Below are 15,011 nucleotides of genomic sequence, written 5' to 3' on the forward strand. Positions count from 1 at the left end.
TAAATAATTAGATGTCGGCATCAAAAAATCTTGAGTACGAAAAAACTTCATTTTTAAACAAATCTAATAGTGCATTTATTGAGCGAATGTATCTTAAATTTGTGAACAAGGATGCAGATTTACCTGATAGTTGGAAAGATTATTTTGAAGGTATTGGTGATGAATTAAATATTATTGCAAAAGAAATTAATGGTCCTTCATGGGGGCCTAAAAAAGATACAGTAGATATTGACGAACTTCAAAAAAAAATTGACCAAGAAGAACAAAATTCTAATGGTATTACGGTAAATAATAATGGTGTAAGTCCAGGTTCATCAAGATCTAACGAAGACTCTATTAAAGCAGTTTCAATGATCAGATCATACAGACAACGTGGACATCTTATAGCTAAACTTGATCCACTTGAATTGATGAAATCAGATTATTTAGATGAACTTCATCCAGAGTCTTTTGGTTTTAAAAAAACAGATTATCAAAAAAACATTTACCTTGGTGGAGTAATCAATAAACAAAATTCAAATATTAAGGAAATTTTAGGTTTTTTAAAAAAAACTTATTGTGGACCCGTTGGTTATGAATATATGCACATTTCCAATCCAACAGAGAGAAAATGGTTTAGAGATAGAATTGAAAAATCAGATGATAATTTGAATTTTACCAAAAATGGTAAAGAAGCTATTTTAAATAAATTAATTCAAGCAGAAGGTTTTGAAAAATTTCTTCATACAAAATATGTTGGAACTAAAAGATTTGGATTAGATGGGGGAGAAAGTTTAATACCTGCCTTAGAGCAAATAATTAAAATTAGTGGCCAGTCTCAAGTAAAAGAGGTTAAGATTGGCATGTCTCACAGAGGAAGATTAAATGTTTTAGCCAATGTATTACAAAAGTCTTACAAAAGAATATTTAATGAGTTTGCTGGAGAGTTTGTAACCTCATCGGATGAAGGGGCGGGAGACGTTAAGTATCATTTAGGTGCCTCATCAAATAGAGAGTTTGATGGAAACTCAGTCCATGTTAGTTTAACTGATAACCCATCACATTTAGAAGCAGTTAATCCTGTTGTACTTGGTCAAACTAGGGCAAAACAATATTTTCATAAAGATAAAGAGAGAAACAAGGTAATACCAATTTTAATTCATGGTGATGCAGCGTTTGCAGGGCAAGGTGTTGTAGCAGAATGTTTTGCAATGTCCGGGTTACCTGGTCATAATACTGGAGGCACAATTCATATAATAGTCAATAATCAGATAGGGTTCACTACTAGTCCTAGATTTGCTAGGTCTTCTCCATATCCTTCTGACATAGCAAAGATGGTTGACGCCCCAATAATTCATGCAAATGGAGATGATCCAGAAGCTGTTGTTTTTGCGTCCAGAATAGCAACAGAGTTTAGATTAAAGTTCAACAGAGATGTGGTTATAGATCTAATTTGTTATAGAAGGTTTGGTCACAATGAAGGAGATGAACCATCATTTACTCAACCTTTAATGTATGAAAAAATAAGATCACATCCCTCAACAACAAAAGTTTATGGTAAAAAACTTGTAGATGAAAATGTTATATCAAATGAAAACTTAGATAATTTCATTAAGACTTTTAAAAACTTACTTGATGATCAGTTTAAAAATGCAAAAGATTATAAACCAAAAATTGCCTGGTTTGAAGGTACGTGGTCAGCTTACAAACCAGAAAAAGGTAAGGATAAAAGAGGTGTAACCGGTGCAGATACTAAAAAGCTATTAGAGATTTCAGAAAAAATAAATGCATCTTCTGACGAATTAAATTTACACAAAACTATAGTCAAAATATTAAACAATAGAAAAGAAGCTGTTAAAAGAGGGTCTAATATTGATTGGTCAACAGCTGAAGCTTTAGCGTTTGGATCTCTATTAGAAGAAGGTTATCCAGTAAGATTAGTTGGTCAAGACTCTGGAAGGGGCACTTTTAGTCAAAGACATTCAGTTTTAAGAAATCAAAAAGATAACACTAGATATGTTCCTTTAAATAATATTTCTAACAATCAGAAGCAATTCGAAGTTGTTGATAGCTTTTTATCTGAATTAGCTGTTCTAGGATTTGAGTACGGTTATAGTTTAGTAGAGCCTAACACTCTTACTTTATGGGAAGCACAGTTTGGAGATTTCGCAAATGGTGCTCAGGTGGTGATTGATCAATTTATTGCATCAGGGGAAAGAAAATGGAGAAGAGCTTCAGGGATAGTAATGTTGCTACCTCATGGATATGAAGGTCAAGGACCCGAACATTCATCAGCTAGATTGGAAAGATTTTTACAGTTATGTTCAAACGACAATATGCAAGTTATGAATTGCACAACACCTGCAAATTATTTTCATGCTCTAAGAAGACAAATGCATAGAGATTTTAGAAAACCTTTAATTCTGATGACACCAAAATCTTTACTTAGAAATAAATATTGTGTTTCAAATTTAGAGGATTTTAGTAAGTCAAATTCTTTTCATAGAATACTTTGGGATCATGCAATAGATCCTCAAACTAAAGGTTTTATAAAATTAAAAGAAAGTTCTGAAATTAAAAAAGTAATTTTGTGTTCAGGAAAAGTTTATTTTGATTTATTAGAGGCTAGAGAAAAATTAAAAAAAGATGATGTAATTTTGTTTAGAATAGAGCAACTTTACCCATTTCCTGCAAAAACACTTGTTAAAGAATTAAAACCATATGCAAAGAACGCTAAATTTTTTTGGTGCCAAGAAGAACCTAAAAATATGGGAGCTTGGTTTTCAGTTAGAGATTATATCCAATGGACATTAGACACTATTAAGGCTAATAATAGTGAAATTTCTTATATAGGAAGAAGCCCTGATGCATCCCCAGCAACTGGCTATGCGAAGAGGCATAATTCTCAACAACAAGAAATAATTAATAAGGTATTTGAGTAATTATAAATGAGTGAAAAAATTGTAGTTCCTGTTCTTGGTGAAAGCATTACCGAGGCAACAGTAGCAAAATGGCTTAAAAACGCAGGAGATGCTGTTGAAGCTGATGAACCGATAGTAGAGCTTGAAACAGATAAAGTTAATCTTGAAGTTCCATCACCTATAAAAGGTTTTTTAACTGAAATAAATTCAAAAGATGGATCAGTGGTAGAAGTGGGGGCATTGCTTGGCTCAGTATCAGAAAGTGGATCAACAGAGAAAGTTAAGAAAGAAGAGGTTAAAATAGAGGAACCTACTCAAATAGAAGACAACGTAATCAAATTAGACCCATCTAAAAAAGAACCAAAAATTTTTGAGGAAAAAATTGAAAAAAATAATCAAGATGAACCATTAATTTTAACTGACGAGGTCAAAGAGCAAGAAGCTCCAAAGGCTAAAATAGAGAAATCAGAACCCAAAATTAATACGGAAAGCCAAACACTTTCACCAGCAGTTAGAAAAATTGTTGTAGAAAATAAAATAGATATTAATTCAGTTAAAGGCTCAGGAAAAGATGGAAGAGTTTTAAAAGGTGACCTTATAAGTTTAATGGGAGCTAATCCCCAGCCTTCAGAGAGAAAAGTTAAGTATGGTCAAGAAGAAAGAATTAAAATGACCAGACTAAGACAAACGATAGCTAAAAGATTAAAACAAGCACAAGAAAATGCAGCTTTGTTAACTACTTTTAATGAAGTTGATATGACGAATATTATGGAAATGAGAAAAGAAAATCAGCAAGATTTTCAAAATCGTTATGGAATAAAGTTGGGCTTCATGTCTTTCTTTGTTAAAGCATGTGTTGTTGCATTAAAAAATTTCCCAGCAGTAAATGCTGAAATAGATGGTGATGAAATAATTTACAAAAATTATTATAATCTTAGTTTTGCTGTAGGAACTGAAAAAGGTTTAGTTGTACCTGTATTAAGAGATGCTGATGAATTATCATTTGCTGAAATTGAAAAAAATATTAAAGTAATTTCAGAAAAAGCAAGAAATGGAAAATTAACTATTGAAGATCTTCAAGGAGGAACTTTTACAATTAGTAATGGGGGTGTTTATGGATCAATGTTATCAACACCAATATTGAACCTTCCTCAATCAGGTGTACTTGGAATGCATAATATTGTTGATAGACCTGTTGTGGCTGAAGGAGAAATAAAAATTAGACCAATTATGTATTTGGCTTTGTCATATGATCACAGGATAATTGATGGCAAAGAGTCAGTTTCATTTTTAAAAATGGTTAAAGAAAATTTAGAAGACCCTAGAAGGTTGTTTTTGGATATCTAAATGACGGAAAAATTTCAAGCAGTTGTAATTGGAGGGGGGCCTGGTGGTTATGTTTGTGCTATAAGGCTTGCTCAACTTGGATTAAAAACAGCATGTGTTGAGTCAAGAGGATCTCTCGGAGGAACATGTTTAAATGTTGGATGCATACCCTCAAAAAGTTTATTAAATCTATCTGAAGAATTTCATAAAGTTCAAAACTTGTCCAGTAAAGGAATTGAAGTAGGCGAGGTTAAGCTAAATCTTGGAAAAATGATGAAAAGTAAGGATAAAGCAGTGACTATACTCACTAAGGGTGTCGAGTTTTTACTTAAGAAAAATAAGGTAACTTATTACAAAGGAACTGGAAGCTTCAAATCTCAAAATGAAATCATAATTAAGGACGATCAAAATAAAGAAACAACCATTGAAGCTGAAAAAACAGTGATAGCAACAGGTTCAGTACCAGTGTCCTTACCAGGAATAGAAATTGATGAGAAGGTCATTGTTTCTTCAACAGGTGCATTAAAATTAGATAAAGTTCCAAAAAAAATGGTTGTCGTTGGTGGTGGCTACATAGGATTAGAAATGGGTTCAGTTTGGTCAAGATTAGGAGCTGAAGTGCAAGTAGTAGAATTTTTAGATCATATTACTCCAGGTATGGATAAAGAAATTTCCTCAGAATTCATGAAGATTTTAAAAAAACAAGGCATCAAATTTAATTTGCAAAATAAAGTTGAAGCTATTCAAAATAATAAATCAGGAGCAGTTGTTACAACAAGTGATAAAGACGGTAATAAAAATAATTTTGATTGTGATGTTGTACTTATATCAGTTGGGCGAAAAGCAAATACTAATGGTTTAAACTTAGAAGCTGCTGGAGTTGAATTAGATGAAAGAAAAAGAGTTAAAACAGACAATATGTTTAAGACTAATATTAATAATATTTATGCAATAGGCGATGTTATAAGTGGACCAATGCTTGCTCATAAAGCAGAAGATGAAGGAATTGCAGTTGCAGAAAATATTGCAGGTCAATCAGGTCATGTGAATTACGATACAATACCTGGTGTTATTTATACTACCCCTGAAGTAGCATCAATTGGTAAGACAGAAGAACAATTAAAAGAATTAAACACAAAATATAAAATTGGTAAGTTTTCATTTATGGCAAACTCTAGAGCAAAAGCTATAGATGATGCAGAGGGGTTTGTTAAAATTTTAGCAGACGAAACTACAGATAAAGTTTTGGGTGCGCATATTATTGGACCTCATGCTGGAGAACTTATTGCAGAAATAGGTGTTGCAATGGAATTTGGTGCAAGCTCTGAAGATATTGCTAGAACCTGTCACGCTCACCCAACATTTTCAGAAGCTGTTAAAGAAGCAGCATTATCAGTAGATAAAAGAGCAATACACTCTTAATTTTTTTTCATATTATCAAGATATGAAAGTACCGATTCTTTTACCCAACATATTCAATCATCCTTTTACCTATGAAAGTGATATTGGTTTAAAAGTAGGTGATTATGTGGTGGTGCCTTTTGGTAAATCTAAAATTACAGGCGTCGTTTGGGATGAATTTGAAAAAAAGAATAATAGAAATTTTAAGATAAAGAATGTCTTAAAAAAATTAGATGTTACGCCATTAAAAAAAAAAACCATTAAATTCCTTAACTGGTTTTCAGAATATAATATAATTCCAAAAGGAATGGCTTTAAAACTGGTTTTATTAAGTAGTAATGCTGTAGAAAAGTTTCAAAAAGATACTTTCAAAGTTTTTGAAACAGATATTAAAAAAAATACAATTAAGCTTTCTGAAGAACAAAAAAAATCCCTTAAAAAAATGAATGTCTCTAATCAAAAATTTAGAGTTCATGTTCTTCAAGGTACAACGGGTTCAGGAAAAACTATGGTCTATTTTGAAGCCCTTAAAGATATAATAAACAAAGGTTTTCAGGGCTTAATTTTATTACCAGAAATTGGCTTAACAGGTCAATTTGAAAAAAAATTTATAGAATTTTTTGGTTTTACTCCAGCAGTTTGGCACTCTGGTATTGCAAAAAAAAAAAAGGAAATTATTTGGAGTGGAGTTACAAATGGAAAAATTAAAGTTGTCATAGGTGCTAGATCATCACTATTTTTACCTTTTAAAAAACTAGGTTTAATTATTGTTGATGAAGAACATGATCAATCTTACAAACAAGATGAGGGTGTTACCTACAATGCAAGAGACATGGCTATTTCAAGAGCGTCATTTGAAAATATCCCTATCAATTTAATAACTGCTGTTCCTTCAATTGAAACTTATGAAAATATTAAAAAAGGTAAATATAGTATTTCTAAACTAGAAAAACGTTACCAAGACGCATCATTACCAAATTATGAAATAATTAATCTTAATGAAACAAAATTAGAAAAACAATCTTGGCTTTCAAAAAAAATAATTGAAAAAGTAAATTTTCATCTTGATAAAAATGATCAAGTATTATTTTTTTTAAATAGACGAGGTTTTTCTCCACATGTACTTTGCAACAAATGCTTTAATAGTTACTCATGTCCTAATTGCTCAATAAATTTAGTTTACCATAAAGGAAAAAATAATTTATTGTGCCATTATTGTGGTTTTAAATCTTCTTTAAAAAGAACTTGCGTAAAAGATGGGGATTGTGAATTTATTTTTAGCGGTCCTGGTGTTGAAAGAATATCAGAAGAAGTTAAAAAAAACTTTCCATCAAAAAAAATTGAAATTTTTTCAAGTGACACCATGAATAAAAAAAGTTCTATTGAAAAGTTAGAAAAAATAATTAATAATGAAGTTCAAATTTTAGTTGGAACCCAGTTAATTTCTAAAGGTTTTCATTTTCCAAGCCTTAATTGTATTGTGGTAGTTGATATTGATCTTTCCTTGCAAGGACATGATTTAAGAGGAGCTGAAAAAAACTTACAGTTGTACCATCAACTTTCTGGACGAGCAGGAAGAACAGGAAAACCTGCAACTGTATATTTTCAAACTTATAACACAAATACTAAAATGATTTCAGATTTAACCAATAGTAATCCTGATATTTTTCTTGATAGAGAATTAGATATTAGAAAACAAAACAAGCTTCCACCATTTCAAAGATTTATTTCATTAATCTTAACAGGTGACAATGAAGCAAAATTAGAAAAAGAAGCTTTTTATTTTAAAAATTTTATTGAAAAAAAAATTGAGGGGAGAGTGTTAGGGCCAGTAAGTGCGCCAATTTTTAGGCTAAAAAGGAAATTTAGAGTAAGAATGTTAATCAGGGGTTCAAAATCTCTCAAATTGCAGAACTCAATTGCAGAAATTATCCCAAATTACAAATTTTCATCAGGAATAAAACTTTCAGTTGATGTTGATCCAATAAACTTCAATTAACCCTTAAAAAAAGCACTTTTTAACGAATGTGTTACTTGAAGACATTATACTCATATGCTAATTAAAGCGTGATTTTAAAATTATCTTCAACATAACAGAGGTACTAAGTTGAGTAAAAATAAGGGATTTTCAATAACTTCAGCTGACAGATATTCTTTAGCTTTGTATGAACTTGCAAGCGAAAACAGTGTTCTTTCACAAGTAGAAGATCAATCTTTATCTATCTTAAGTTTGATTTCATCAAGTAAAGATTTTTCAAATTTAATTAAGGACCCTACAAACAGCCAAGAAGATCTTCTAAAAGTTTTAGATAATATTTCTAATGATAACAAATTTGAAAATTTATTAAAAAATTTCTTAAGTTTTTTAATCACTAAAAGACGTTTTTTTTATGTAGAACAAATTTTAAAGAGTTTTATTGAAACTTGTTCAAAAAAAAGAGGAGAATTAAAAGCAGAATTAAAATCAGCAAAAGAATTATCTGGTGACGAAATTTCTAAAATCACAGATGACTTAACAAAAAACTTTAGCTCAAAAATAAAATTAAACTACAAATATGATCAAAGTTTAATAGGAGGCTTAGTAGTGCAAGTTGGAAGTACTATGGTGGATACCTCAATTAAAAATAAATTACAACAAATCGAAAACAGAATGATAGAGGCTTAAATGGAAATAAATCCTTCAGAAGTAACAAAGATACTAAAAGAACAAATTAAAAATTTTGGTGATAAAGCAGAAGTAACCGAAGTTGGACAAGTATTATCAGTAGGAGATGGTATCGCTAGAATTTATGGTCTTGATAATGTTCAGGCTGGAGAGATGGTAGAATTTGCCGATGGCTCTAAAGGTATGGCTTTAAACTTAGAAAGCGAAAATGTTGGTGTTGTAATTTTTGGAGATGACAGAAATATTAAAGAAGGTGATACAGTTAAAAGAACTGGTAACATCGTTGATACTCCAGTTGGAAAAGAATTATTAGGTAGAGTTGTTGATGGATTAGGAAATCCAATTGATGGTAAAGGACCTTTAGATAAAAGTGTTCAAAAAAGCAGAGTTGAAGTTAAGGCTCCAGGAATTATTCCAAGACAGTCAGTTAGCGAACCTATGCAAACAGGTTTGAAATCTATTGATAGTCTAGTTCCAGTAGGAAGAGGACAGCGTGAGTTAATTATTGGAGACAGACAAACAGGTAAAACTGCAGTTGCAATCGATGCTATTATTAACCAAAAGAAAATTAATGAATCTGGTGATGAGAAACAAAAACTTTATTGTATTTATGTTGCGATTGGTCAAAAAAGATCAACTGTAAGACAAATTCAAAAAACATTAGAAGAAGCTGGGGCAATGGAGTACACAACAATTGTTGCTGCAACAGCGTCTGACTCTGCGCCACTTCAGTTTTTAGCGCCTTATACAGGGTGTACAATGGGTGAATATTTTAGAGATAATGGAATGCATGGATTAATCATTTATGATGATTTATCTAAGCAAGCTGTTGCTTACAGACAAATGTCTTTACTTTTAAGAAGACCTCCAGGACGTGAAGCTTACCCAGGTGATGTATTCTATCTACATAGTAGATTGTTAGAAAGAGCTGCGAAATTAAGTGATGAGCATGGTGGAGGTTCTTTAACAGCACTTCCGATTATTGAAACACAAGGTGGTGACGTATCAGCGTTTATTCCAACTAACGTAATTTCAATTACAGATGGTCAAATTTTCTTAGAAACTGAACTTTTTAACCAAGGGATTAGACCAGCTATTAACGTAGGTTTATCTGTTTCTAGAGTTGGCTCTTCAGCGCAAACAAAAGCGATGAAAAAAGTTTCTGGATCAATGAAATTAGAGTTAGCACAGTATAGAGAGATGGCTGCTTTTGCTCAATTTGGTTCTGATTTAGATGCATCAACACAGCAACTTTTAAATAGAGGATCAAAATTAACTGAACTTCTTAAACAAAAACAATATTCACCAATGACAGTAGCCGAACAAGTAATATCTGTCTTCTGTGGAGTAAAGGGATATTTGGATGATATTGAATTAAAAGATATTGCTGAGTTTGAAAACAAAATCATTGAAAAATGCAAGTCTGATAAACCTGAAATAATTGATTCAATTCAAAGTTCAGGCAAACTTGAAGATGATAAAGAAAAATTACTAATTGAAGCAATTACTCAGTTAAAGGAAAACTTTAAATCTTAATTAATTATGGCAAGTTTAGACGACCTTAAAAAAAGAATAGCTAGTGTAAAATCTACACAGAAAATTACAAAAGCTATGAAGATGGTAGCAGCGGCAAAGCTTAGAAGGGCTCAAGAAAGTGCTGAGAAGGGAAGACCTTATTCAGAAAAGATGAATAATATAATTCTTAATCTTTCTAGTGGGATTTCAGACAAAGAAAATGCTCCAAAATTATTATCTGGATCAGGTAATGATAAAGTACATCTTTGTGTTGTAATGACATCAGATAGAGGTTTGTGTGGTGGGTTTAATTCAAATATAATTAAAAAAGCCAAGACCTACTTTGCAAAACTTTTGAAAGATGGAAAAGAATTAAAGATTATTACTGTAGGTTCAAAAGGAAATGATCAACTTAAAAGAGCTTATGGTGATAAGATAATTGCAAATATTTCATTTAAAGAGTCAAAACACGCAAATTATTTTGATGCTGATAAAGTGGGCAAAATGGTAATTGAAAAATTTGGCGCTGAAGAGTTTGATGTTTGTACTATTTTTTACAATCAATTCAAAAATGTAATTACGCAAATTCCTCAAGCTCAACAAATAATTCCTTTAAATGTTGAAAATTCAGAGGAAGAAAAATCTCAGGATAGTTATGAGTTTGAACCAGATGAAGATGAGATTTTAAGCAATTTATTGCCAAAAAATATTTCAACACAAATATTTAAGGCGATGTTAGAGAATTCAGCTAGTGAACAGGGCTCAAGAATGAGTGCAATGGATAATGCAACCCGAAACGCAGGTGAAATGGTTGACAAGCTTACTATTGAGTATAATAGAAGTCGTCAGGCAGCAATTACTAAAGAACTAATAGAAATCATATCAGGAGCAGAGAGTTTATAATTATGAGTAAAGGAAAAATTACACAGGTCATTGGAGCAGTAGTAGACGTAAAATTTGATGAAGATCTTCCAGAAATTTTATCAGCATTAGAGTGTAAAAATGGAAATAATAGACTAGTTTTAGAAGTTGCTCAACATCTAGGAGAATCTACAGTTAGAACAATTGCAATGGACGCTACCGAAGGATTAAAGAGAGGTGATGAGGTTATAAACACTAAAGCACCTATTCAAGTTCCTGTTGGACCAGAAACGTTGGGAAGAATTATAAACGTTATTGGTGAACCTATCGATGAAAAAGGTGAAGTAAAAACAAAAGAAAAGTGGCCGATTCACAGAGCGGCTCCTGAATTTAGTGATCAGTCAACAGAAACAGAAATATTAGTTACAGGAATTAAGGTAGTTGATTTATTAGCACCATATGCAAAAGGTGGAAAAATTGGTCTATTCGGTGGAGCTGGAGTTGGAAAAACAGTTTTGATTATGGAATTAATTAACAACGTTGCAAAAGCACATGGTGGTTTTTCAGTATTTGCTGGCGTTGGAGAAAGAACTAGAGAAGGAAATGATTTATACCACGAGATGATAGACTCAGGTGTAATCAAGAAAGATGGAGCTGGATCTAAAGCAGCGTTAGTTTATGGACAAATGAATGAACCTCCAGGAGCTAGAGCTAGAGTTGCTCTTACAGGATTGACTGTAGCTGAGTATTTTAGAGATCAAGAGGGTCAAGACGTTCTTTTCTTCGTAGACAATATTTTTAGATTTACTCAAGCAGGTTCAGAGGTATCGGCTCTATTGGGAAGAATACCATCAGCTGTTGGTTATCAGCCTACACTTGCAACTGATATGGGTAACCTTCAAGAAAGAATTACTACAACTAATAAAGGATCAATTACTTCAGTACAGGCAATTTATGTTCCAGCTGATGACTTAACTGACCCTGCGCCAGCAACCTCATTTGCTCACTTAGATGCAACAACCGTTCTTTCAAGACAAATTGCAGAAATAGGTATTTATCCAGCAGTTGATCCACTTGACTCTACCTCAAGAATTTTAGATCCTAGAATAGTTGGTGATGAGCATTATAGAGTTGCTAGAGAAGTTCAAAAAATCTTACAAACTTATAAATCTTTACAAGACATCATTGCCATTTTAGGTATGGATGAATTATCTGAAGAAGATAAATTAGTTGTAGCTAGAGCTAGAAAAATACAAAGATTCTTATCTCAACCATTCTTTGTAGCTGAAGTGTTTACTGGTTCTCCTGGTAAGTTAGTTGATTTAGATTCAACAATAAAGGGCTTCGCTGCAATTTGTAAAGGCGATTATGACCATTTACCTGAAGCTGCTTTTTATATGGTTGGAACTATAGAAGAAGCGATAGAAAAAGCTGATAAAATGGCTAAAGAAGCTGCCGCATAATGAGTGAAGAGTTTAAGATTGAGATAGTAAACCCAGAAAAGTCTTTTTTAGTTAAAGAAGATGTTTCTGAGGTTGTTGTGCCTGCTTTTGAAGGTGAAATGGGTATTCTTAAAGACCATATTTCTATTATCTCATTTTTAAAACCAGGGATAATCAAAATTTTATCAAAATCTGGAGATGAAAATTATTATGTTGAGGATGGGATTGTTGAATTTAAGAATAATAATTTATCAATTCTAACTAGCTCAATTTTTAATCTTGCAGATTTAGACAAATCGAAACAGCAAGATTTACTTAAATTAGCTGAAGAAGAAGCAGGTAAGCCTGATATTACTGACCAATCAAAGTATTTAGTTGATCAAAAGATTGAAGTATTAAGATCTATTAATTAATAATTTTTCTAACTTTTTCTTGAAGCTCTTTATAAACGTGCAGTTTAAAATCTACTACAACTTCTGTAATTTGATCAAGATCTATCCATTTCCAATCTAAAAATTCTGGATTTTTAGTTTTAATATTAATTTCTTTTTCATCTCCAGTAAATTTCATTAAAAACCATTTTTGTTTTTGGCCTTTGTATTTACCTTTCCAAATAATTCCTAATAAACGTTCAGGGAGTTCATAAGTAATTGTTCCATCTAATTCTTTTATTAATTCTACACTTTTAACACTAGTTTCTTCTTCTAGTTCTCTATAAGCTGCTTTTAAAAAATCTTCGCCTTCATCAACCCCGCCTTGTGGCATTTGCCAAAACTTTTTTGCATTATCTATTCTTCTCGCAACAAAAACTTTATTGTCATTATTTAATAGAATTATTCCTACCCCAGTTCTTAGCGGTAGTTCGCTAAAATTCTTATTCATATTAACCGTTTAGTAATTTAATTGCATAATTCAACTGATTATCAGTATCAGTTTTAATTCTAAAATCATCACCTTCTTCATTCACCTCAATATCTGGCCTTACACCAACTTCAGATATAGACTCTCCAGATGGAAGATAGTATTTGGAAACTGTTAATCTTATAGCTCCTTTATTCTTTAAAGGAATAATAGATTGCACTGACCCTTTGCCGTAACTATTTTCACCAAGTATAATAGCTCTTTTATGATCTTTAAGAGCTCCTGCAACAATTTCTGACGCTGATGCAGAGCCATAGTTGATCAGTACTACTAAAGTTTTTCCTTCAGTAATATCTCCTTTTCTTGCAAACCATTTTCTATTTTCTGATTTTTTTCTACTTTTTGTTGATACGATTTCTCCATTTTCAAGAAAGAAATCAGAAATTCTTATTGCTTGAGATAATAGTCCACCAGGATTATTTCTAAGATCTAATATAAATGCTTTTAAGTTTTCATTTTCTTTTAACTTTTTAATTTTTTTTTTAATTTGATCACTACTATTATCATTGAAAGAAGTTAATCTGATGTAACCAATATTATTTTCTAAAAGATCTGATTTAACAGATTGAACTTGAATTATTTCTCTTGTTATGTTGAATGTGAGAGCTTTCTTTACTCCTCTTCGTCTTATAGTGAGCTCAATATCAGTCCCCACTAGACCTCTCATAAGGTCAACTGCTTCACTTAATGATTTTCCTTGTACCTGAACATTATCTATTTTTACAATATAGTCTCCAGCTTTAATTCCTGCTTTTGATGCGGGAGTATCATCTATAGGAGTAATTACTTTTACTACACCAGCTTCCATACTGACTTCAATTCCAAGACCACCAAACTCTCCACTAGTTTCTGTCTGCATCTCCTGAAATATTTCTGGGGACATATAAGATGAATAGGGATCAAGTGATTGAAGAAGACCGTTAATAGCTGAGTCCATACTTTCAGACTGATTAATTTCATCCACATATTCTTTGTTTATTTTTTCCAGAACCTCGCCAAATAAATCAATTTTTTTATAAATATCTAATTCAGCTGAATTTATTGAATTTGATAAAAAAAAAGAAGATAAAATTATTATTAAATATAATTGAATTTTTTTCATATAATAACCTTTTCTTTTGGGATTAGTTCTGACCAAATTTTTTCAAGCTCATAAAACTTTCTTTTTTCTGGATGAAAAATATGAACAATTAAATCAATACCATCAACAAGTTTCCATTCATTGCTTTCTTTGCCCTCTATTTTAGAATTTTTAATTCCATTATCTTTTAATTTTTCTAAAACTTGTTCTGATAAAGACTGAATATGTCTTGAAGAAGTACCACTTGCAATAATCATATAATCAGCCATTGAACTTTTATCTTTAAGATCAATTGTGACAATATCTTGTGCTTTGTTGAGATCCAGTGTGTTAATTACAACTGATTTGAGATCTGAAATTTTATCCATTAATTAAAAATAGACTATCAAATTTTTCTTAATTGAGAAGATGAAATGTTGACTTTATTAAACTCTACAAATGTAAGAGTTTTATTATTTAGTCTCTTAAATGTCTTTGATTTTAAAGAATTTTTTTTATAACCATGACGATCAAATACAATGATATTACATTTTTGTGAAATTAATTCTGATTTATGCCATTTGTGAAAGTTGATTAAATTGTCAGCTCCCATTAAAAAAAAAATTTCAATATTCTTATTTTTTTTTAGGTAGTTGATTAAATCAATAGTTTTATTAGATTTTATAATATTTTCATAAAATTTTACTTTTATGAAAGAATTTAATCCTATTATTTTTTTACAATCTTTTATCTTTTTAGATATAGGTGTTTTACTTTCAGCTTTGAGTGGATTTTTTTTAGTAATTGCCCAAATAATTTTTTCAAGTTTAAATCTTTTTTTACCTTCCTTAGATATTGCTAAATGACCCTTGTGAGCTGGATCGAATGAACCTCCTAAAATTCCAATTTTCATTTTCTAT

At 31.3% G+C, this 15,011-nt stretch carries 13 protein-coding genes; 9 read left to right on the forward strand and 4 right to left on the reverse strand.

What is annotated here, in order from left to right; genetic code table 11:
- Positions 1-11: 11 nt before the first annotated feature.
- From F754_RS0100095 to atpC, 9 genes are all read left to right on the forward strand, one after another.
- Entirely contained in the window at positions 12-2,921 is a 2,910-nt protein-coding gene (locus tag F754_RS0100095; protein WP_023647880.1) for a 2-oxoglutarate dehydrogenase E1 component, read from the forward strand.
- A gap of 6 nt (positions 2,922-2,927) precedes the next feature.
- Positions 2,928-4,247 (forward strand): 2-oxoglutarate dehydrogenase complex dihydrolipoyllysine-residue succinyltransferase, encoded by a 1,320-nt coding sequence (odhB, locus tag F754_RS0100100; protein WP_023647881.1) that lies wholly within the window; start codon positions 2,928-2,930, stop codon positions 4,245-4,247.
- Positions 4,248-5,648, forward strand: coding sequence for a dihydrolipoyl dehydrogenase (gene lpdA / locus F754_RS0100105; protein ID WP_023647882.1), 1,401 nt, complete (start codon positions 4,248-4,250; stop codon positions 5,646-5,648).
- Positions 5,649-5,670: 22 nt separating this feature from the next.
- Positions 5,671-7,626 (forward strand): primosomal protein N', encoded by a 1,956-nt coding sequence (priA, locus tag F754_RS0100110; protein ID WP_023647883.1) that lies wholly within the window; start codon positions 5,671-5,673, stop codon positions 7,624-7,626.
- A gap of 108 nt (positions 7,627-7,734) precedes the next feature.
- Positions 7,735-8,292 carry an ATP synthase F1 subunit delta gene (atpH, locus tag F754_RS0100115; RefSeq protein ID WP_023647884.1) on the forward strand — a complete coding sequence of 186 codons (558 nt, stop codon included), beginning with the start codon at positions 7,735-7,737 and terminating at the stop codon, positions 8,290-8,292.
- Positions 8,293-9,828: a F0F1 ATP synthase subunit alpha gene (locus F754_RS0100120; RefSeq protein WP_023647885.1), complete on the forward strand. Its 1,536-nt coding sequence runs from the start codon at positions 8,293-8,295 to the stop codon at positions 9,826-9,828.
- Positions 9,829-9,834: 6 nt separating this feature from the next.
- Positions 9,835-10,710 (forward strand): F0F1 ATP synthase subunit gamma, encoded by an 876-nt coding sequence (locus tag F754_RS0100125; protein WP_023647886.1) that lies wholly within the window; start codon positions 9,835-9,837, stop codon positions 10,708-10,710.
- A gap of 2 nt (positions 10,711-10,712) precedes the next feature.
- Positions 10,713-12,131, forward strand: a complete 1,419-nt coding sequence (gene atpD, locus F754_RS0100130) for a F0F1 ATP synthase subunit beta (RefSeq protein WP_023647887.1) — start codon at positions 10,713-10,715, stop codon at positions 12,129-12,131.
- Positions 12,131-12,523 (forward strand): ATP synthase F1 subunit epsilon, encoded by a 393-nt coding sequence (gene atpC, locus F754_RS0100135; RefSeq protein ID WP_023647888.1) that lies wholly within the window; start codon positions 12,131-12,133, stop codon positions 12,521-12,523. The genes atpD and atpC overlap by 1 nt, the downstream gene beginning before the upstream one ends.
- Here atpC and F754_RS0100140 read toward each other — a convergent pair.
- The 4 genes from F754_RS0100140 to F754_RS0100155 are packed head-to-tail and all read right to left on the reverse strand — an operon-like array spanning position 12,516 to position 15,004.
- Positions 12,516-12,992 (reverse strand): RNA pyrophosphohydrolase, encoded by a 477-nt coding sequence (locus F754_RS0100140; protein WP_023647889.1) that lies wholly within the window; start codon positions 12,990-12,992, stop codon positions 12,516-12,518. The genes atpC and F754_RS0100140 overlap by 8 nt on opposite strands.
- 1 nt (position 12,993) lies before the next feature.
- Positions 12,994-14,133: a S41 family peptidase gene (locus tag F754_RS0100145; protein WP_023647890.1), complete on the reverse strand. Its 1,140-nt coding sequence runs from the start codon at positions 14,131-14,133 to the stop codon at positions 12,994-12,996.
- Positions 14,130-14,480, reverse strand: coding sequence for a ribosome silencing factor (rsfS, locus tag F754_RS0100150; RefSeq protein WP_023647891.1), 351 nt, complete (start codon positions 14,478-14,480; stop codon positions 14,130-14,132). Before rsfS ends, F754_RS0100145 begins: the two co-directional genes overlap by 4 nt.
- Positions 14,481-14,497: 17 nt before the next feature.
- A complete protein-coding gene (locus tag F754_RS0100155) occupies positions 14,498-15,004 on the reverse strand; it encodes an adenylyltransferase/cytidyltransferase family protein (protein ID WP_023647892.1) in 507 nt (168 codons plus the stop codon).
- Positions 15,005-15,011: the final 7 nt, after the last annotated feature.

It is taken from the genome of Candidatus Pelagibacter ubique HTCC8051, from assembly GCF_000472605.1.
Taxonomy (GTDB): domain Bacteria; phylum Pseudomonadota; class Alphaproteobacteria; order Pelagibacterales; family Pelagibacteraceae; genus Pelagibacter; species Pelagibacter communis_B.

Coding starts and splice junctions, on each gene's coding strand:
- F754_RS0100095 (WP_023647880.1), top strand. CDS start 12: ATGTCGGCATCAAAAAATCTTGAGTACGAAAAAACTTCATTTTTAAAC.
- odhB (WP_023647881.1), top strand. CDS start 2,928: ATGAGTGAAAAAATTGTAGTTCCTGTTCTTGGTGAAAGCATTACCGAG.
- lpdA (WP_023647882.1), top strand. CDS start 4,248: ATGACGGAAAAATTTCAAGCAGTTGTAATTGGAGGGGGGCCTGGTGGT.
- priA (WP_023647883.1), top strand. CDS start 5,671: ATGAAAGTACCGATTCTTTTACCCAACATATTCAATCATCCTTTTACC.
- F754_RS0100120 (WP_023647885.1), top strand. CDS start 8,293: ATGGAAATAAATCCTTCAGAAGTAACAAAGATACTAAAAGAACAAATT.
- F754_RS0100125 (WP_023647886.1), top strand. CDS start 9,835: ATGGCAAGTTTAGACGACCTTAAAAAAAGAATAGCTAGTGTAAAATCT.
- atpD (WP_023647887.1), top strand. CDS start 10,713: ATGAGTAAAGGAAAAATTACACAGGTCATTGGAGCAGTAGTAGACGTA.
- atpC (WP_023647888.1), top strand. CDS start 12,131: ATGAGTGAAGAGTTTAAGATTGAGATAGTAAACCCAGAAAAGTCTTTT.
- F754_RS0100140 (WP_023647889.1), bottom strand. CDS start 12,992: ATGAATAAGAATTTTAGCGAACTACCGCTAAGAACTGGGGTAGGAATA.
- F754_RS0100145 (WP_023647890.1), bottom strand. CDS start 14,133: ATGAAAAAAATTCAATTATATTTAATAATAATTTTATCTTCTTTTTTT.
- rsfS (WP_023647891.1), bottom strand. CDS start 14,480: ATGGATAAAATTTCAGATCTCAAATCAGTTGTAATTAACACACTGGAT.
- F754_RS0100155 (WP_023647892.1), bottom strand. CDS start 15,004: ATGAAAATTGGAATTTTAGGAGGTTCATTCGATCCAGCTCACAAGGGT.